The sequence below is a fragment of the Stenotrophomonas sp. STEN021 genome, from assembly GCF_056760175.1.
This window is the reverse complement of sequence record NZ_JBRREH010000044.1, coordinates 19,589-39,614: the sequence shown is the minus strand read 5'-3', so window position 1 is coordinate 39,614 and position 20,026 is coordinate 19,589. Positions and strand designations below refer to the sequence as shown.

Annotated in this window: 19 protein-coding genes; all 19 read left to right on the top strand. The window is 63.0% G+C overall.

The window, feature by feature from the left end:
- Nucleotides 1-285 precede the first annotated feature (285 nt).
- The 19 genes from flgB to ACVOL0_RS11195 all read left to right on the top strand — a co-directional run bounded on the left by flgB (nt 286) and on the right by ACVOL0_RS11195 (nt 19,959).
- A complete protein-coding gene (gene flgB / locus ACVOL0_RS11285; protein WP_481549181.1) occupies nt 286-690 on the top strand; it encodes a flagellar basal body rod protein FlgB in 405 nt (134 codons plus the stop codon).
- Nucleotides 691-701: 11 nt separating this feature from the next.
- On the top strand, nt 702-1,109 hold the full coding sequence (flgC, locus tag ACVOL0_RS11280; protein ID WP_481549180.1) for a flagellar basal body rod protein FlgC: 408 nt from the start codon (nt 702-704) through the stop codon (nt 1,107-1,109).
- Nucleotides 1,110-1,134: 25 nt separating this feature from the next.
- Nucleotides 1,135-1,809 carry a flagellar hook capping FlgD N-terminal domain-containing protein gene (locus ACVOL0_RS11275; protein WP_481549179.1) on the top strand — a complete coding sequence of 225 codons (675 nt, stop codon included), beginning with the start codon at nt 1,135-1,137 and terminating at the stop codon, nt 1,807-1,809.
- A 31-nt stretch (nt 1,810-1,840) separates the two neighbouring features.
- Nucleotides 1,841-3,061 (top strand): flagellar hook protein FlgE, encoded by a 1,221-nt coding sequence (flgE, locus tag ACVOL0_RS11270; protein ID WP_481549178.1) that lies wholly within the window; start codon nt 1,841-1,843, stop codon nt 3,059-3,061.
- Between the two features lie 190 nt (nt 3,062-3,251).
- The gene (locus tag ACVOL0_RS11265; RefSeq protein WP_282271512.1) at nt 3,252-4,001 is read left to right on the top strand and encodes a flagellar basal body rod protein FlgF; all 750 of its coding nucleotides are present in this window, start codon (nt 3,252-3,254) and stop codon (nt 3,999-4,001) included.
- A 283-nt stretch (nt 4,002-4,284) separates the two neighbouring features.
- Complete coding sequence (gene flgG / locus ACVOL0_RS11260) at nt 4,285-5,070, top strand: flagellar basal-body rod protein FlgG (protein ID WP_481549177.1); 786 nt, start codon at nt 4,285-4,287, stop codon at nt 5,068-5,070.
- Nucleotides 5,071-5,092: 22 nt separating this feature from the next.
- Nucleotides 5,093-5,782 carry a flagellar basal body L-ring protein FlgH gene (flgH, locus tag ACVOL0_RS11255; protein ID WP_481549176.1) on the top strand — a complete coding sequence of 230 codons (690 nt, stop codon included), beginning with the start codon at nt 5,093-5,095 and terminating at the stop codon, nt 5,780-5,782.
- A gap of 8 nt (nt 5,783-5,790) precedes the next feature.
- A complete protein-coding gene (locus tag ACVOL0_RS11250) occupies nt 5,791-6,906 on the top strand; it encodes a flagellar basal body P-ring protein FlgI (protein ID WP_481549175.1) in 1,116 nt (371 codons plus the stop codon).
- 1 nt (nt 6,907) lies between these two features.
- On the top strand, nt 6,908-8,101 hold the full coding sequence (gene flgJ, locus ACVOL0_RS11245) for a flagellar assembly peptidoglycan hydrolase FlgJ (protein WP_481549174.1): 1,194 nt from the start codon (nt 6,908-6,910) through the stop codon (nt 8,099-8,101).
- Between the two features lie 11 nt (nt 8,102-8,112).
- A complete protein-coding gene (gene flgK / locus ACVOL0_RS11240) occupies nt 8,113-9,990 on the top strand; it encodes a flagellar hook-associated protein FlgK (RefSeq protein ID WP_481549173.1) in 1,878 nt (625 codons plus the stop codon).
- A gap of 1 nt (nt 9,991) precedes the next feature.
- Entirely contained in the window at nt 9,992-11,194 is a 1,203-nt protein-coding gene (gene flgL / locus ACVOL0_RS11235; RefSeq protein WP_481549172.1) for a flagellar hook-associated protein FlgL, read from the top strand.
- Nucleotides 11,195-11,559: 365 nt separating this feature from the next.
- Nucleotides 11,560-12,732 (top strand): flagellin, encoded by a 1,173-nt coding sequence (locus ACVOL0_RS11230; protein WP_481549171.1) that lies wholly within the window; start codon nt 11,560-11,562, stop codon nt 12,730-12,732.
- Nucleotides 12,733-12,804: 72 nt separating this feature from the next.
- Complete coding sequence (locus tag ACVOL0_RS11225; protein ID WP_481549170.1) at nt 12,805-13,983, top strand: flagellin; 1,179 nt, start codon at nt 12,805-12,807, stop codon at nt 13,981-13,983.
- An 82-nt stretch (nt 13,984-14,065) separates the two neighbouring features.
- A complete protein-coding gene (locus ACVOL0_RS11220) occupies nt 14,066-15,295 on the top strand; it encodes a flagellin (protein ID WP_481549169.1) in 1,230 nt (409 codons plus the stop codon).
- Nucleotides 15,296-15,377: 82 nt separating this feature from the next.
- Nucleotides 15,378-16,604: a flagellin gene (locus ACVOL0_RS11215; protein ID WP_481549168.1), complete on the top strand. Its 1,227-nt coding sequence runs from the start codon at nt 15,378-15,380 to the stop codon at nt 16,602-16,604.
- 523 nt (nt 16,605-17,127) lie between these two features.
- The gene (gene fliD, locus ACVOL0_RS11210) at nt 17,128-18,534 is read left to right on the top strand and encodes a flagellar filament capping protein FliD (RefSeq protein ID WP_481549167.1); all 1,407 of its coding nucleotides are present in this window, start codon (nt 17,128-17,130) and stop codon (nt 18,532-18,534) included.
- Between the two features lie 125 nt (nt 18,535-18,659).
- Complete coding sequence (gene fliS / locus ACVOL0_RS11205; protein ID WP_481549166.1) at nt 18,660-19,082, top strand: flagellar export chaperone FliS; 423 nt, start codon at nt 18,660-18,662, stop codon at nt 19,080-19,082.
- The gene (locus ACVOL0_RS11200) at nt 19,082-19,393 is read left to right on the top strand and encodes a hypothetical protein (protein WP_481549165.1); all 312 of its coding nucleotides are present in this window, start codon (nt 19,082-19,084) and stop codon (nt 19,391-19,393) included. Before fliS ends, ACVOL0_RS11200 begins: the two co-directional genes overlap by 1 nt.
- Complete coding sequence (locus tag ACVOL0_RS11195) at nt 19,390-19,959, top strand: PilZ domain-containing protein (RefSeq protein WP_481549164.1); 570 nt, start codon at nt 19,390-19,392, stop codon at nt 19,957-19,959. Before ACVOL0_RS11200 ends, ACVOL0_RS11195 begins: the two co-directional genes overlap by 4 nt.
- Nucleotides 19,960-20,026 lie beyond the last annotated feature (67 nt).

Below are 20,026 nucleotides of genomic sequence, written 5' to 3'. Positions count from 1 at the left end.
CCCCCCCCCCCCCCCCGCCCCCCCCCCCCCCCCCCCCCCCCCCACCCCCCCCCCCCCCCCCCCCCCCCACCCCCCCCCCCCCCCCCCCACCCCCCCCCCCCCCCCCCCCACCCCCCCCCCCCCCACCCCCCCCCCCCCCCCCCCCCCCCCCACTACCCCCCCCCAGCCTCTTGTGGCCCGCCGGGTTTTTGCCGGTAAAGCCCCTGCAGAGCATGGCTCGGCGCTACGTGGCTTTCTGGCACAGGTTTTGCAGCTTCCCCGGCAACGTTCCGTGGGAGGTTCCACATGGCCAACCTGTTTTCCAACTATCTAGGCATCCACGCCCAGGCAATGCCGCTGCGCGAGCAGCGCATGAAGCTGATTGCCAGCAACCTGAGCAATGCCGACACGCCGGGCTACAAGGCCCGCGATCTCGACTTTGATGCCGCCCTGCGCAATGCCCAGGGCGCGACCAGCGGCGATGGCCTGCTGACCGCCACCGCCGAACAGCACTATGCCATCGGCGGCGCCAACGGGCTCAACCCGTTCCAGATCCTTCGCGAAGGCGCCCAGCCCAGCCTCGACGGAAACACGGTCGACCCGGATACAGAGCGCGCCGCTTACGGCCGTGCCGCGTTGGAGTACCGCGCCTCGCTGAGCTTCGTCGAGTCCAAGGTGAAGACCATGCTCACCGCCATCACTGGCCAATAAGGAAGCGCGCCATGAGCAATCTCCCCATTTTTGATATTGCCGGCTCGGCCTTGCAGGCGCAGTCGGTGCGCATGAGTACCATCGCCTCCAATCTGTCCAATGCAGATTCGATCGCTGGCTCGCCACAGGCGGTGTACAAGCCACTGGAGCCGATCTTCCAGGCCGTCACCAGCCGCACTGATCCCAACCTGACCGGCGTGCAGGTCAAGGAGATCGCGCAGAGCGACGCAGCGCCGATCAAGCGCTACGAACCCAATCATCCGCTGGCCGATGGCGAGGGCTATGTGTATTCGCCTGATGTCGATCCGGTCGCGCAGATGGTCAACCTCATCTCCACCTCGCGCAATTACCAGGCCGGCGTGGAAATGCTCAGCACGGCCAAGGAACTTGCCCTGGCCACGCTGACCATGGGCCGCTGAGCCCACTCCCCAGGAATCCGCCGACATGAGTACCAGCGTCAACTCCGATCTCTACGCCTCGCTCGGACTAACTGCCCCGAACACCACAACCACCAGCAAGAACAAGGGCTCGCTCGATCAGGCCGACTTCCTGAAGCTGATGACCACCCAGTTGCAGCATCAGGACCCGACCAAACCCATGGACAACAGCCAGATGGTCGCGCAGATGGCGCAGCTGTCCACGGTGCAGGGCATCAGCGATCTGAACACCTCGGTGAAGGGCTTCCAGCAGTCCATGGCCAGCGACCAGGTCCTGCGCGGCGCGGCGCTGGTTGGTCACGAGGTGATGGTGCCGTCAACCAAGGTCGCACTGGAGGCCGAAGGTGGCACCAGTGGCACGGTTGCGGCGCCGTCTGCCGGTTCCGTCACGGTCGATATCACCGATGCCAACGGCCTGAAGGTCAATCAGCTGACCGTTCCGGCCAACGCTGCGGGTGAGGTCGCTTTCCAATGGGACGGCACCAATGCCGATGGCAAACGCATGCCGGCCGGCAGCTATACCGTCACCGCCACCCACACCGACAGCGCCGGCGCGCAGAGCAAGCTCAACACCTATGTGCAGGCAGAAGTGGAAAGCGTGACGGTGGGTACCGATGGCCTGTATCTGAACCTCAAGGGGCTGGGCACTGCCCCGCTCGACTACGTGCTCCGCGTCAGCTGAGCCCCCTCTTCGATTTCCCAGGAGTATCGCCATGGGCTTCAATGTCTCTCTGTCGGGCATCAACGCGGCCAACGCAGATTTGAATGTCACCGCCAACAACGTCGCCAACGTCAACACCACCGGCTTCAAGGAATCGCGCGCCGAGTTCGCCGACCTGTTCAATGCCACCAGCTATGGTTTGTCGCGCAACGCGATTGGTTCCGGTGCACGCCTGACCAATGTGGCGCAGCAGTTCTCCCAGGGCAACATCAACCAGACCGGGCGTAGCCTGGATCTGGCGGTGGCCGGTGAGGGCTTCTTCACCATGAACATGAATGGCGCACGTGTGTACTCGCGTGCCGGCAACTTCCAGACCGACAACAACGGCTATGTGGTGAACCCACAGGGTGCACGCCTGCAGGTGTTTACCCCCAGCGCCGATGGCAGTCGCTTCGATGGCCAGTTGACCGACCTGCAGTTGCTCACCACCGACAGTCCGCCCAAGCAGAGCAGCCTGGTCAACATGGCATTCACCCTGCCCGGCAATGCGCCGGTGCCGACGGTGGCCCCATTCGACCCAACCGACTCCAATACCTACAACCACTCCACCGGTGGCACCACCGTGTACGACTCGTTGGGTGTCAGTCACACCCAGACCTCGTACTTCGTGAAGACAGCCAATGCCAACGAGTGGCAGGTACACAACTACATTGACGGCCAACCCGCTGGCGGACCATCGTTGCTGCAGTTTTCCAACGCCGGCGCCTTGACCAACCCGGCAAACGGCGACATCACCCTGGCACCGTTCACTCCGAGCACCGGCGCTGGCGTGGTCAACCTGACCTTGAACGTTGCAGGCGCTACCCAGTACGGCGAAAAATTCGCAATGCGCGATACCCGCCAGGACGGCTACGCCGCTGGCAAGCTCAATGAAATCAGCATCTCCGAAGAAGGCGTGGTGTATGCGCGTTATTCCAACGGCGACGACAAGCCCCTGGGCCAGGTTGCATTGACTACGTTCAACAATCCACAGGGCCTGCAGAACCAAGGCAACAATCTGTGGGTTGAGACCTTCTCGTCGGGCAACCCGCGCACGGGGGCACCGGATACCTCGGATCTGGGCCAGATCCAGGCCGGTTCGCTGGAAGCCTCGACGGTGGATCTCACCGAACAGCTGGTCAACATGATCGTCGCCCAGCGTAACTTCCAGGCCAATTCGCAGATGCTCTCGACCCAGGACCAGGTCACTCAGACCATCATCAATATCCGCTAACGCAGGGCTTGGGGAATCGGGTTGGGGATTGGCCATCACGTGGCCGATTCCTGGCCCCGGTTCTGCTGCTGTCTCTGCAAGGCGTTGCTTCTTGATTGAAACGGACCTGTAGTCATGGGTTCCGCTGTCCTCCACCGCAATCCTGCCGCTGCTCGCCGATTTCCCGCCCCCAATCCCGAATCCCAGCCCTATGGACAAAGCCCTCTACGTCGCCATGACCGGCGCCCGCGCCTCGCTGCAGGCGCAGGCCACCGTGTCGCACAACCTGGCCAACTCGGATACGCCCGGCTTCAAGGAAGCGCTGGCAAACACCGAAGCTTTCCGCATCCAGGGGCCTGGCTTTCCGTCGCGGGTGGATGCGGTGCATGTGGATGCCGGCTTCAACCGCCGCGTCGGCGCGCAGCAGATCACCGGTAATTCGCTGGACCTATCCCTGCAGCCGGGCAGTTGGCTGGCGGTTCAATCCAGCGATGGCAGCGAAGCCTATACCCGCAGTGGCGCTTTGTCGTTGACGCCGAACGGACAGCTGGTGACCGCCGAAGGCAACGCGGTACTCGATGACAATGGCAATCCGATCGCAGTGCCGCCGCACCAGGCCATGGAGATCGGTCACGACGGCACGTTGTCGATCATTCCGCTCGGCGAAGGCCCGCAGACGATGGCGATGATTGGCCGCCTGCGCGTGGTTGATGCGCCCAACGAACGGCTGGAACGCCGCCTCGATGGACTGATGCGCAACACCGATCCGCAGCAGCCCTTTGCCCAGCGCCAAGGCAAGGCACTGGACAGCGGCATGCTGGAATCCAGCAATGTCGATGCGGCCGGCGCACTGGTGCAGATGATCCAGTTGCAGCGCCAGTTTGAAATGCAGGTGAAGGTAATCAAGCACGGCGACGAGAATGCGCGCAGTGCCAACAGCTTGTTGCGCCTCAACGGCTGATGGAAAACCCCAGCGCACATGCAGTGCGCGTGCCCCCGCCTTTGGCCGGGCCAGCGTTGGAAACGGTGGTTTACCCGTTTCCAGCGACATCTCTTTTACCTCGCACTTGCCCCTATCTGGCCTGCGCCCATTGTTCCGGCGCGAACGGCTCCATCTCGCAAGCGTAGGCCATCGCAGAACCAATGCACTCGGCGCCGAGATTCCGGCGCGAGTTTTGGCACAGCCCATGCATTGACAGTGGCAAGGGCCAATCGGCCGGTATCCCTCAACAAGGAATCGCATCATGAATCAGGCATTGTGGGTCGCCAAGACCGGCTTGGATGCACAGCAGACGCGCATGTCGGTTGTCTCCAACAACCTGGCCAACACCAATACCACCGGATTCAAGCGCGACCGCGCCAGCTTCGAGGACCTGTTGTACCAACAGGTCCGTCAGCCCGGCGGTTCGTCCTCTGCGCAGACGCAGTTGCCTACCGGCCTGCAGCTGGGTACCGGTGTACGCGTGGTTGCCACCTCCAAGCATTTCGAACAGGGCAGCCAACAGCAGACCGGCCGCGCTCTGGATGTGATGGCCAACGGTCGCGGCTTCTTTGAAGTGATGATGCCCGATGGCACCTCGGCATACACCCGCGACGGCAGCTTCCAGATCAATGCCCAGGGCGAGTTGGTGACCAATAGCGGTTACCCGGTGCAACCCGGCATCCAGATTCCGGAAGGGGCGCAGTCGTTGACCATTGGTACCGACGGCACCATCAGCGTGAAGATGGCCGGTGAAGCCGCCTCGGTGGAAATCGGATCCTTGACGCTTACCGATTTCATCAACCCGGCCGGCCTGCAGGCCAAGGGCGAGAACCTGTTTCTGGAAACAACTGCGTCGGGCCCTGCGCAGAACGGCACGCCTGGTCTCAATGGCCTGGGCACTGTCGTGCAGGGTGCGCTGGAAGGCAGCAACGTCAACGTGGTCGAAGAGCTGGTGTCGATGATCGAGACCCAACGCGCCTACGAAATGAACGCCAAGGCCATCTCCACCACCGACTCGATGCTCGGCTACCTCAACAACAACGTCTGATTGGTCGCCAAGGGATACCGTCATGAGCAGCACCCTACTCCTGCGCCACCTGTCCATCGCCATCAGCGCCACCTTGCTGGGCGGCTGCACCTTGGCCGGCGACGTGCGCCCGTATGCACCGATGGCGCCGATCCAGCCCATCGTCGTGCAGACTGCAGCACCAACCGCTGGTGCCATCTACGCCGCTGGCCCGGGCTTGAATCTGTACGGCGACAGGCGCGCGCGTGATGTCGGTGACCTGCTGACCATCACCTTGGTGGAAAACACCATGGCCACCACCACCGCCAGCACCGCGATCAGCAAGAAGTCCAGCGTTGATGTCGGAACCCCGACCTTGTTTGGCGCGCCTGTCACGCTGGGCGGCAAGGACATTCTGGGCGCCTCGGCGTCGGCCGATCGTGACTTCGGCGGCAAGGGCAACAGTGCGCAGAGCAATCGCCTGCAAGGCAGCGTCACTGTCACCGTGATCCAGCGCCTGCCCAACGGCAACCTGGTGGTGCAGGGCCAGAAGAACCTGCGACTGAACCAGGGCGATGAACTGGTGCAGATCCAGGGCGTTGTCAGGGCTGCGGATATCAACCCGGACAACACCATTTCCTCCAGCAAGGTGGCCGATGCGCGTATCGCCTATGGCGGTCGCGGCGCGGTAGCGCAGTCCAATGCAATGGGCTGGCTGGGCCGCTTCTTCAACTCAGCGTTTGCGCTGTTCTGAGCATTGTGATGAAGACATTCTCTTTCATGCGCCCCCTTGCCTTGGCAGCACTGGCATTGGCTGCCGCCCTGCCCGCTCACGCCGAGCGGATCAAGGATCTGGCCCAGGTCGGTGGTGTGCGCGGCAATGCGCTGGTCGGCTACGGCCTGGTGGTTGGCCTGGATGGCAGTGGTGACCGCACCAGCCAGGCGCCGTTCACCGTGCAGAGTTTGAAGAACCTGCTGGGCGAACTCGGCGTCAATGTTCCGTCCAATGTGAATCCGCAGCTGAAGAACGTCGCAGCGGTGGCGATCCACGCCGAGTTGCCGCCGTTCGCCAAACCCGGCCAGACCATCGACATCACCGTGTCCTCGATCGGCAATGCCGTCTCGCTGCGCGGCGGTGCATTGCTGATGGCGCCATTGAAGGGTATCGATGGGCAGGTGTATGCCATTGCCCAAGGCAACCTGGTCGTCGGCGGCTTTGGTGCGCAGGGCAAGGATGGCTCGCGCGTCTCGGTGAACATCCCCAGCGCTGGCCGCATTCCCAATGGTGCTACCGTTGAACGTGCGCTGCCTGATGTGTTCTCTGGTGGCGGTGACATCACCTTGAACCTGCACCAGAACGATTTCACCACCGTCTCGCGGATGGTAAGCGCGCTCAACGCCACCTTCGGCGAAGGTGCGGCGCGCGCGGTCGATGGCGGCACTGTCTCGGTGCAGACGCCGACCGACCCGGGTGCGCGCATCGGCATGCTGGCGCGCATCGAGAACGTCGAACTTTCCCCAGGCACGGCGCCTGCCCGCATCGTTGTCAATTCGCGTACCGGCACCGTGGTCATAGGTTCACAGGTCCGGGTCAGTCCGGCAGCGATCTCGCACGGTTCCTTGACGGTAACCGTCAGCGAATCGACCCAGGTCAGCCAGCCGAATGCGTTTGCTGGTGGCCAGACGGTCGCCACGCCGCAGTCCACCATCACCGCCAGTAACGAAGGCAGCCGCATGTTCCGCTTTGACGGCGGCGCCACCCTGGACGAGATCGTTCGTGCGGTCAACGAAGTAGGCGCGGCACCGGGCGACCTGATCGCGATCCTGGAAGCCCTCAAGCAGGCCGGCGCGCTGACCGCCGACCTTGAGGTGATCTGACATGCGTATCGCCGCGCCCTCGCTGGAACTGAATCCGGCCATCGCCAATGATCCGGCGAAGATCGACAAGGTTGCACGCCAGCTGGAAGGCCAGTTCGCGCAGATGCTGGTCAAGAGCATGCGCGACGCCAGCTTCGGCGACTCGCTGTTTCCGGGCGAAAACCAGATGTTCCGCGAGATGTACGACCAGCGCATTGCCGAGGCGATGACGCGCGGTCGTGGGCTCGGCTTGTCGGCCATGATTGCGCGTCAATTGGGCGGCGCCGAAGGCGCAGCCAGCGTACCGGTCGATACCAGCATCAAGCCAGCCGCCGCGGCACGTGCCTATCAATTGGCCGCTCCCGCCGCCACCGGTCTGCCGCTGAATGCAGCGCCAGCACTCGGCGAGGACCCACTGTCTTCGCTGAACCTCGGTGACCAATCCACGTATATGGCGCCGCAGGCGCAGGCCCTGGATCTGATTGCCGGCCGTGACAGCAGCAGCTTCCACGCGTCTTTGAACACTGCCAATCCCTACCAGGGAACTGCCCCCACCGAGTTGTCCGCCGATTGGGCAATGGGCAATGACCGCTGGAGCAAGGTGTCGGCGGCAGAGCGCGGTGACGCCGTTGACACCACCACGGCCAACGTCGCTGCCGACAAGCTCGGCAAGCACACCCCCGAGGGTTTCGTTGCCAGCATCTGGCCACACGCCGAGCGTGCAGCACGCGAGCTAGGCGTCGATCCGCGCGCACTGGTCGCCCAGGCCGCACTGGAAACCGGCTGGGGCAAGCGCCATATCAAGCGCGACAACGGTGACAGCAGCCACAACCTGTTCGGCATCAAGGCCACCGGCTGGAATGGTGAACGCGTCACCACCGGTACCCACGAATACGTCAACGGCCAGCGTCGCGACGAGACCGCCAGCTTCCGCGCCTATGGCTCGATGGCCGAAAGCTTTGGTGACTACGTACGCATGTTGAAGACCAGCCCTCGCTACCAGGCCGCACTCAGCGCCGGCAGCGATGTGCGCAGCTTCGCCCAGGGCTTGCAACGCGCCGGCTATGCCACCGATCCGGCCTACGCCGCCAAAATTGCCGCCATTGCTGCCGGGCCCACCATCGAGCGCGCGGTCGCTGCCATCGGCGATGCCGGGGCACGACTGGGCCAGACCTTTGCCAGTAACGCCGGTATTGCCGGCATCACCCGTCGCTGAGATAGCCGTCCATGTCTAATGTTCTTTCCACCGGTACAAGTGCCCTGCTCGCTTTCCAGCGCGCATTGGCCACCGTCAGCCACAATGTGGCCAACATCAAGACCGAAGGTTACAGTCGGCAAAAGATGGACTTTGCGACGCAGAATCCCACCAATGTCGGTTACGGCGATGTAGGTAACGGCACAAAGATCACCGATATCCGCCGTGTAGCCGATCAGCTGGCCATATCACGCTTGCTGGACAGCAATGGCGAGTTGGCGCGACTGCAGCAGCTATCAGGCATGGCCGACCGCGTTGATGCCTTGTTCTCCGATCCAGCCACCGGGGTTACCGGTGTGTGGTCCAATTTCTTCGACTCGATCAGTGGCCTGTCGGCCAATGCATCGGCCGCAGCGGACCGGCGCAACGTGCTGGACAGCGCCAACACCCTGGTTACGCGCTTCAAACAGCTCAGCAACAACCTCGACTCGCTGAACAGCGAGGTCAACAATGGTTTGCTGTCCGCAGCAACCGAGGTCAATCGTTTGGCAAGCGAGATCGCCCAGCTCAACGCTGCTGTAGGCAGCAACGCTGCGGCGGCCGCACCCGATCTGCTGGATCGTCGCGACCTGCTGGTTTCGCAGCTGGTGGGCTTCACCGGCGGTACGGCGGTGATCCAGGATGGCGGTTTCATGAACGTCTACTCCGCTGGCGGCCACGCTCTCGTAGTTGGCACCAATGCCTCGCAGCTCACCACCGCCGTCGATCCCTATCGCCCTGAGCGCCTGCAGCTGGCGATCAAGACGCCCGGCATGACCGTGACCATGGACAGCAAAGCCATGGGCGGCCAGATTGGTGGCTTGCTGGAGGTCCGCGACTCCGTGCTGACACCGGCCCAGGCTGAGCTCGGTCGCATTGCCGTCGGCATGGCGCAGACGTTCAACCAGGCCCATCGCGAAGGCATGGATCTGTACGGCGAGATGGGCAGCGACTTCTTCAATCTCGCTCCGCCCAAGATCAGTGGACACAACGGCAACACTGGCAGCGCCACTCTCACTGCCAGCTATGGCGATCTGTCCGCCTTGGATGGCCAGAACCTGCTGCTCAAGTTCAACGGCACCAGTTGGGAAGCAAGCCGCGCCGATACCGGTGCAGGGCTGGCAATGACCGGCACTGGAACCGCGGCCGATCCCTTCGTCGTCAATGGGGTGCAGTTCGTCGTCAGCGGTACACCGTCGGCCAACGACCGCTTCCTGCTGCAGCCAACGGCCGCAGCCACCAACGGTTTGTCGGTTGCCATCACCGACCCTTCGCGCATCGCCGCAGCCAATCCGATCAAGGGCTCTGGTGCCCTGTCCAATGCCGGCACTGGCGTATTGGGCAAACTCGATGTACTCGACGCTGGCAACCCTGCACTGCTCAACCCGGCCAGCATCCAGTTCACCAGTCCCAATCAGTACACCATCGACGGTGCGGGACCATTCCCCTACACCCCCGGCCAGGTCATCAGCTCCAATGGCTGGAGTGTGGTGCTGGACGGCAAGCCAGCCACCGGTGACAGCTTCAACATCGGCAAGACCGCAGCCGGCTCCAGCGACAACGGCAATGCATCGCGCATGTCGGGCGTGGAAGATGTCAAGGCTTTGAGCGGTGGCACCGTAACGCTCAACGGCGCGCTTGGCGGGCTCACCACCCAGGTGGGCTCGGCTGCCCGCGCGGCGGATTATTCACTGCAAGCCCAGCAGGTCATCAACGCCAATGCCAAAGCCAGCCGCGATACGGTGTCTGGTGTCAATCTCGACGAGGAGGCCGCAGATATGCTCAGGCTGCAGCAAGCCTACCAGGCCGCATCACAGTTGATTTCGACGGCCGACACCATGTTCCAGACCATCCTGCGCGCGGTGGGCTGAGATGAATAGCCGAATTTCCAGCAACATGGTCTACGACCAGTCCGTCTTCCTGATGCTCTCCAAACAGCGCAAGCTGGCACACCTGGAACAACAGCTGGCTACAGGGAAGAAAATCATCACCGCCAAGGATGACCCGGTCGCCTCCGGCACAGCGGTTGGCCTGGACCGGAGCCTGGCCGCACTGGAGCAGATGAAGCTCAACGGCAGCGCCGTGCAGAACCGGCTGGGTCTGCAGGAAAACACTCTTGCGCAGGTCAACGACATGATGGGGCGGGTAACCGAGCTCACCATCTACGCCAACAACCCCGGGCTTGCCGCCGCTGACAAGAAGACACTAGTGGCCGAGATCAGTTCCATCCGCGATGGTTTGTTGGCGCTGGCCAACGCCACCGACGGCACCGGCCGCTATCTGTTTGGCGGCACCCAGGATGGCAGCCCGCCTTTCAGCCGGGTCAATGGCAGCGTGGTCTACAACGGCGACCAGACCCAGCGGCAAGTTGAGGTTGCACCCGACACTTACGCCAAGGACGCGCTGCCCGGCAGCGAGGTCTTCCTGCGGATCCCCACGGGCGATGGCGCAGTCGATGCCAGCGCAAATGCGGGCAACACCGGCACCGCAGTGCTGACCAACGTCGGCCGCGATGGCAACGGTGGCTGGGACGGCACCGCGTTCAGTATCCGTTTCACCGCTGCCAACCAGTACGAAGTACTTGATGCTGGCGGCGCGGTGACTGCAACCGGCACCACGTCGAGCGGCGAGGATATCGTGGTCAACGGCGTGCGCCTGCACATCGATGGCAATGCCGCAGCAGGCGACGCTTTCAATGTGCAACCCGCCACCAGTCGCGACATCTTCGCCACGCTGGACGGTTTGATAGATACGCTGAACAGCGACACCGGCACGCCCGCGCAGATGGCGGCGCAACAGAACCTGCTGCAAGGCGCATTGCGCGATGTCGCCCGCGCCTCGGAACGCTTGATTGACGCCCGCGCCTCCGGCGGTGCCCAGCTCAAGACCCTGGACGATGCGTCGGCGATGCGTGAAGCCAACAACGTGACGATCAAAGGCACGCTCTCGCAGCTGCGTGACCTTGATTACGCCGCCGCCATCAGCGAGTACCAGCTGGAAAGCACCGCATTGCAGGCGGCACAGACCATCTTCATGCAGATGCAACAGATGTCGTTGTTCCAACGCCTGGGCTGAGCCCAGCCGCCCTGCCACTCAGTGTTGACGAAGGGCCGCGATGCCACAGCATCACGGCCTTTCTGCTTTGTGGCTCAAGTACCTGTCCTTGGTGCCGCTAAGGCTGTCCCGTTACGGGCCGATCACCTCCCCCGCGGATACCCCGGCAACCGGGAGTGACGCTCCGCATCCGGCCGTCCATCTGCGCCCGTCCGAGGGATTCGGCAACGGTGTCCGCACACGCCATCGAGCGAATCCAAATTCCCTTCTAAAGGTTGTTGACAGCGCGCCGTTATTCCTTTTGCACCAGCGAAATGCACGACCAACAAAACAAAACAGCGGCGGCACTTCGCTTCACCAACGGGATTCCATAAGGGAGACGACCCATGGCACAAGTAATCAACACCAACACGATGTCGCTCAACGCTCAGCGCAACCTGAGCAGCAGCGGCAGCTCTCTGGCCACCACCATCCAGCGCCTGTCCTCAGGCTTGCGCATCAACAGCGCCAAGGACGACGCCGCCGGTCTGGCCATCAGCGAGCGCTTCACCACCCAGATCCGCGGCCTCGATGTCGCCATCCGTAATGCCAATGACGGCATTTCGCTGGCCCAGGTCGCCGAGGGCGCGCTGAGTGAAGTCGGCAACAACCTGCAGCGCATCCGTGAGCTTGCCGTGCAGGCCTCCAACGCAACCAATTCGGCCACCGACCGCAAGGCCCTGCAGGCCGAAGTGACCCAGCTGGTCAGCGAAATCGACCGCGTCGCCAAGCAGGCCGACTTCAATGGCACCAAGCTGCTGGACGGCAGCTTCACCAGCCAGCTGTTCCAGGTGGGCGCCAATGCCGGCCAGTCCATCGCGATCGACAATGTGGTCAATGCCAAGGCGGATTCGCTGGGTAACAGCAAGTTCGCAGCAGCCAGCATTGGCGGCACCCTCCCCGCGATCGCCACCCCGACCACGGTCGCCGGACTGACGATCAACGGCATCACCATCGGCGACATCACCGGCGGCACCACCAGCGAACTGGCCTCCTCGGCTGCCGCACAGATCAACTCCAAGATTGGTGAGGCCGGCGTCTACGCTGAAGTTGTCACCACCATCGGCCCCCCGGACACCTACGCATTGAAGCTGACCCCGGTACAGGCAGACCGTGACCTGGTGATCAGCGCCAGTGCCCCACTTGGCCTCACCGCCTCCACCGCTGCCGCCCCGACCTCGGTTGCCGCCACCGCCCCCTCCACCTACGTCGCGGCGCTCAACGTTTCCGACTATGTGGGCGCACAGAAGGCGCTGGGCATCGTTGACAAGGCACTGGAGTCGATCAACAGCGTGCGCGCCGACCTTGGTGCCATCCAGAACCGCTTCACCTCGGTGGTCGCCAACCTGCAGACCTCCTCGGAAAACCTGTCCGCCTCGCGCAGCCGCATCCGCGATACCGACTTCGCCAAGGAAACCGCCGAACTCACCCGCACCCAGATCCTGCAGCAGGCCGGCACGGCCATGCTGGCCCAGGCCAACCAGGTTCCACAGAACGTGCTCAGCCTTCTGCAGCGCTGACATGAGTCGCTCCTGAAGCACGTCAGGACCGCCTAACCCACCGTACGTGCATCCGCTCAAGGACCCCTCCTCATGGCACAAGTCATCAACACCAACACGATGTCGTTGAATGCTCAGCGTAACCTGAGCACCAGCGGCAGTTCGTTGGCCACCACCATCCAGCGCCTGTCGTCGGGTTCGCGCATCAACAGCGCCAAGGACGATGCGGCCGGTCTGGCCATCTCCGAGCGTTTCGGCACGCAGATCCGCGGCACCGACGTGGCCATCCGCAACGCCAACGACGGCATCTCGCTGGCGCAGGTCGCCGAAGGTTCGCTGAGCGAAATCGGCAACAACCTGCAGCGCGTGCGTGAACTGGCTGTACAGGCTTCCAACGCCACCAACTCGACCAGCGACCGCAAGGCCCTGCAGGCCGAAGTGACCCAGCTGGTCAGCGAAATCGACCGCGTCGCCAAGCAGTCCGAGTTCAACGGTACCAAGCTGTTGGATGGTACGTTCTCCAGCCAGCTGTTCCAGGTCGGCGCCAACGCTGGCCAGGCGATCGCCATCGACAAGGTCGTCGATGCAAAGACCGATTCGCTGGGCACAAGTACTTTTGCCGCCGGTGCAACGGCCGCTGTAGGCGCGATCGCCACCGACGTCCGCTTCGGCGGCAAGGTGATGGGCGTGGATATCGGCACGGTCGAAGTAAAGAACGGTGCCAGCCTGGGTGATGCAGCCAAGGCACTGGCCACTGCAATCAACGGCAAGATCGGCGAAGCCGGCATCTACGCAGAGGCCAATGCTGACGGCACCCTGAAGCTGTCTTCGGTGAAGGAAGGCAAGGCCGTTGCCGCTGCCGATATCGCGCTGACGCGCAGCAACTACCAGTCCGCCACCAGCGACTGGTCCACTGCAGCGGCGACCAGCACCTACACCGCAGGCACGGCGACCGCCGCAAATGCAAAGACCCTGGACGTGAGCACGGTGCTTGGCGCTCAGCAGGCGCTGGAAGTGGTCGACAAGGCGTTGGGTTCGATCAACAGCACCCGCGCCGACCTTGGTGCCATCCAGAACCGCTTCACCTCCGTTGTCGCCAACCTGCAGACCTCGACGGAAAACCTGTCCGCCTCGCGCAGCCGCATCAAGGACACGGATTTCGCCAAGGAAACCGCCGAACTCACCCGCACCCAGATCCTGCAGCAGGCCGGCACGGCCATGCTGGCCCAGGCCAACCAGGTGCCGCAGAACGTGCTCAGCCTGCTGCGCTAAGCCGGCCTCTGAACGTCTGCGTCGGTCGTGATCGACGCAGACGTTGGCAACGCAATCTGCACTAACGCCTAAGGACACAACCATGGCACAAGTCATCAACACCAACACGATGTCGCTCAACGCCCAGCGCAACCTGAGCACCAGCGGCAGTTCGTTGGCCACCACCATCCAGCGCCTGTCATCGGGCTCGCGCATCAACAGCGCCAAGGACGATGCGGCCGGTCTGGCCATCTCCGAGCGCTTCGGTACGCAGATCCGCGGCACCGACGTGGCCATCCGCAATGCCAACGACGGCATCTCGCTGGCACAGGTCGCCGAAGGTTCGCTGAGCGAAATCGGCAACAACCTGCAGCGCGTGCGTGAATTGGCCGTACAGGCTTCCAACGCAACCAACTCGGCCAGCGACCGCAAGGCCCTGCAGGCCGAAGTGACCCAGCTGGTCAGCGAAATCGACCGCGTCGCCAAGCAATCCGAGTTCAACGGTACCAAGCTGCTGGACGGCTCCTTCTCCAGCCAGCTGTTCCAGGTCGGCGCCAACGCCGGCCAGGCGATTGCCATCGACAAGGTCGTGAACGCCAAGAGTGATTCATTGGGCTCGACGAGCTTCATGAGCGGCACGATGACGGTGACCGCACCGGGAACCACTGCTGGTGTGGCAGGCCCGCCGGCAACCTCTGGTTACAACGCAGTGTCGATGACCGGCATCAGCATCAACGGTGTTGCCATCGACAATGTCGACCTGGCTGCCAGCGGGGCCACCTTCAGCGCTGCAAACCCTGGTGCAGCCGATACCGCTGCCGCCGCTGCCGGCAAGCTGGCACTGGGCAATGCACTGGCATCTGCAATCAACAAGAAGACGGGCGACACCGGCGTGACCGCAACGGTTGACGCGGCTGGCGATCTGAAGTTCGATTCCTGGAAGGAAGGCTCAACCGCCATCACCCACGCTGGCCTTGCCGGCAACGGCACGGTGACCATGGCAACCGCTGCGACACAGAAGACCGCAAAAGACCTTGATGTCAGCACCTTTGCAGGGGCCCAGCAGGCACTGCAGATTGTCGACAACGCACTGGGCGCAATCAACAGCACGCGTGCTGACCTTGGTGCCGTCCAGAACCGCTTCACCTCGGTGGTGGCCAACCTGCAGACCTCGACGGAGAACCTGTCAGCGTCGCGCAGTCGCATCAAGGACACCGATTTCGCCAAGGAAACCGCTGAGCTGACCCGCACCCAGATCCTGCAGCAAGCCGGTACGGCGATGCTGGCCCAGGCCAATCAGGTGCCGCAGAACGTGCTCAGCCTGCTGCGTTAAGCAGGCGACCGGAGGTTAGCGTCGGCACGTGTCGGCGCTGGCCCTGCCACACCCATTTGCTCCATCGCCTAAGGAAATCACCATGGCACAAGTCATCAACACCAATACGATGTCGCTCAATGCCCAGCGCAACCTGAGCAGCAGCGGCAGTTCGCTGGCCACCACCATCCAGCGCCTGTCTTCGGGTTCGCGCATCAACAGCGCCAAGGACGATGCGGCCGGTCTGGCCATCTCCGAGCGCTTCGGCACGCAGATCCGCGGCACCGACGTGGCCATCCGCAATGCCAATGACGGCATCTCGCTGGCCCAGGTCGCCGAAGGTTCGCTGAATGAAATCGGCAACAACCTGCAGCGCGTGCGTGAACTGGCCGTACAGGCCTCCAACGCCACCAACTCCACCAGCGACCGCAAGGCCCTGCAGGCCGAAGTGACCCAGCTGGTCAGCGAAATCGATCGCGTCGCCAAGCAGTCCGAGTTCAACGGGACCAAGTTGCTGGACGGCTCGTTCTCCAGCCAGCTGTTCCAGGTTGGTGCCAATGCCGGCCAGGCCATTGCCATCGACAAGGTGGTCAATGCCAAGGCCGACGCGCTGGGCAACGCAGGGTTTGACGTCACTGCGATCACCATCGCAGCCGGCGGTTCGGTAGCCGCCGACAAGGGCAAGACCATCAGCTTTGATGGCCTGAAGATCGGCGGTGGCGGTCTGGCCGCTGCCGTGAGCATCGACAAGGTCGAGATCACCTCGACCGGCGTTCCGGCCGAAGATCAGAAGGCACTCGTGGCGGCGGTTGCTACTGCCGTCAATGCCAAGATCGGCGAGACTGGCGTCTATGCCGAGATCGACGCGGCGGCCGGCAAGATCAATCTGACCTCGGTAAAGGAAAGCGTCGACAAGACTGGCAATTTCAGCGCCATGACCGTCACCGCCGGTACCAGCGCCGGCGTTACCGGTTTCACCTCGACCGCTCCGGCTGCAACAACCGGTGCTACCGGCAAGCTGCTCAAGGACGTCAATATCGACAGCGTCAAGGGCGCCCAGCAGGCCCTGGAAATCGTCGACAAGGCGTTGAGCTCGATCAACAGCACCCGTGCTGACCTCGGTGCCATCCAGAACCGCTTCACCTCGGTGGTTGCAAACCTGCAGACCTCGACCGAAAACCTGTCCGCCTCGCGCAGCCGCATCAAGGACACGGATTTCGCCAAGGAAACCGCAGAACTGACCCGCACCCAGATCCTGCAGCAGGCCGGTACGGCCATGCTGGCCCAGGCCAACCAGGTGCCGCAGAACGTGCTCAGCCTGCTGCGTTGATTCCGCAGGTATAGCACCCGCTTGACCGCTTCATTCCTTCTCCCGGCAGCGGGAGAAGGTGGCCCGAAGGGCCGGATGAGGGGCTTTGCATCAGCCCCCTCACTCCACCCCCTCTCCCCTGAACGGGAGAGGGGCTTTGCAAGTCGCTTCAAAGGTGCAGGCCATGCCGGCCCCGGGATTTCCCCGAATCCGGCCAGGCATCGCCAGCCCCTGTGGCGCTCTCTGTTTCAGCGTTGTGTTTTTGACTGCACGTAACGGACGGCTTCGTCTCCCTCCGATTGTCAGTAGCCTGATCCCTCCCCTGCATTGGGGGAGGGTTTTTTCGTTGGGCTACCGGCAGCCTGCGGCAACTCGCCCGCACCCTGCCCCAACCCTCATGCAACCCACGTGCCAGAACGCGCCTTGGCCTTGGCACAACTCCTGCATCAAACCAATCCTCAAGATCAGGCGGCGCAAGCCGCTACTTTCGTTGACGATCCGGCAAGCGGCCAGTTGGCGGCTCCGGGAAACCAGGAGATACAACGTGGCAGACTTTGGTTACGGCGGCATCGGCTCGGGGCTGGATATTTCCGGCATGGTCAGCCAGTTGGTGGCTGCGGATCGCAAGCCGGCCGACAATGCGCTCAACCTGCAGCAATCCAAAGCCAAGATGCAACTCTCGGCCATCGGCACGGTCAAGTCAGCCTTCGACACGCTGAAGACCGCACTGGAAGCATTGAAGGCCAACACCGCATTTGACACGCGCACCGTCTCCGCCAGCAAATCCGGTACGGATGAGATCCTGTCCGCCTCGGTGTCGTTGATCGACAACGTCACCGGCAAGACCGCTGCGGCCAACGGCACACATGTGGTCAAGGTCGACTCACTGGCCGCCGCCAACAAGTGGATCGCCAACGACGCCATTCCCAAGACGCAGACCTTTGCCGCCGGAACGTTGACGCTCACCGTGGGCGCTGGCGACAAGCAGAAGACGCTGAACATCGAAGTCGAGCAGGACGATACGCTCAGCAGCATCCGCACCAAGATCGATGCGGCTGGCCGCAAGGAAGGCGTGCAGTCCACCTTGATCAGCTCCGGTGACGAGCAGTACCTGTCGATATCACAGGAAAAAACCGGCACGGCCAATGCCATCAAGCTGTCCTATGCCGGCAGTGACCCGGGCCTGACAGCGCTGGTCAACTCCATGACGGAACACACCGCGGCCGCCGATGCCAAGCTGACCATCGACGGCGTCGCCGTGGTCAGCAGCGAGAACACTGTTGCCAACGCCGTGCCCGGGCTGACGCTGAACCTGAAGAAGGAAGGCACCAGTACGGTGACCATCAGCACCGATGTGACTGCTGCGACCAAGGTCATGCAGGACTTCGTCACCGCCTACAACGGTGCGCTGGCGGCAATCAACAATGCCACCAAGTACGACATCGAGAACAAGGAACCCTCCTCGCTCACTGGCGACGCGCAGATGCGCGGCGCAGCCAGTCAGCTGCGCTCGGTGATGGGGGCCTTGCTGAAGGACCTTTCCGGTGCAGGTCTGGACCCGAAGACCTTGGGTTTGCAGACACGCGGCTATCCCAACGCAGATGGCAGCCTGGTGCTGGACGCCAGCAAGTTCAGCGCGGCCTTGGCCAACCAACCAGAAAAAATCCGCCAGGCCATCACCGGCGACATCGGCGGCGCCAGCAAGTTGTTCGGTGTCGTCGATGGCTACGTCAGCACCACCGTTGGCAAGGAAGGCGCCTTCGTCTCACGTACCAAGAGCCTCAATACCAACCTGACCGACATCGACAAACGCCGCAAGGCGCTGGACACGCGCATGGAAGGTGTGGCCGAGCGCTACAAGAAGCAGTTTCTGGCTTTGGACACGCTGATGGGCAAGCTCAGCCAAAGCAGTGCCGCGTTGCAGCAGCAGCTAGCCCAGCTTTCCAGCTGACCGGCTGCCCGGTCAGCGTGACGCTCAAGTTTTTCGCCGCGCTGACCGATAACAGGTTAGAAACGTCACCGTCGCACAGCGACGCGCAAACCACCCTCGCGGGTGTGCACCAGGAGAATCACTGAATGTACGGTTCCAGCCGTCAATACGCAGAACAGTACCGCCATGTGGGCGTAAGCAGTGCGGTCGCCGAAGCTGACCCCCACAAACTGGTGGCATTGTTGCTGGCCGGAGCGCTGGACCGGTTGCGCCTGGCGTCGGCAAGCATCGAGCGTGGTGACCAGGCACGAAAAGGCAAAGCTATCGGCGAGGTCTGCGCCATTGTCGGCCACCTGAATGGATCGATCGATCACCAGGCTGGCGGTGAAATCGCCGGAAACCTTTCGGCATTGTACGAGTACGTGCTGCAGCGACTGACGGAAGCCAATTTGAACAGCGACAACAGCGCGCTGGATGAAGCGCTGCAGTTGATGACCGAGATCGACAGTGCATGGAACGCAATTCCGTCCGAGCAGCGCAGCGTGCCAAGCGCAAGCGGAGCACGCTGATGGCCAGCACGGCCAGTCAGGTGCTTGCTGCCCTGCACGCCGACCTGGATGCGCTGAAGAACGCCATCGAGGCGGAAGACCACGACGGCGCTGAACAGATTGTCGCCGCCCACGACCAGCGCCTGCGCGCCTATATCCATGACAATGGCGTCGCTGCAAGTGCCGATGCACTCCAGATCCTGTTGGAACAACAGCAGGCGGTCACCGAGCGGATGCGGGTTCTACGCGATGAAGCTGCCATGCACCTGCGAGCCGAGCGCCAATCCAGCCGTGCGGTGAACGCCTATCAGCAGGCTGGAGCCCTGACATGAACTCCACCGGCATCGCCGACACCGCAGAAACCGAGCTGTTCGACGACACGCTCAGTTGTGAATTGTCACTGCCAGCGGTGTTCGAGGCTGGTGCCAGGATAAAGCGCCCGGGCAGTGCGGAGATGCTCCTGCGCAGCATCGCCCTGGTCGAAGACGCCCGCAACGTGGACGATAGCGACGAGCGCAACGACAACAGCCTGCAGCTGCAGCGGTTGGAAGCACGTCTGGATCTGACCCTGGTACTGCTGGGGCGCCTGCTCCAGCGCGAGGCGCCGTCTGCGGCAGCCACCCGGCTGCGCTGGTCGCGGCACGGTCTGCGCCTGCAGCGCGAGCAGTTGGGCGGGTTTGTGGCCGGCGCGACGGGCGTTGTCAACCTGCAACCGGCCGAGTGGCTGCCAGACGCGATTGAACTACCGGTCGTGGTCCTGGCCGAAGCCGATACAGCGCAGGGCGTACAACTGTGGCTGCGTCTGGATACGCAAAATGAGGCGTTGCTGGCAGCGGTCGAACGTCACTTGTTCCGCCTGCACCGCAAACAAATTGCTGACAGTCGCCGCAACAGGTGAGCCTATTCCCACTTTGTGCTCTGGCGCCCGCCTCGCTGCTCCGTTAAGGTGCAGCCTTCTGTCATGA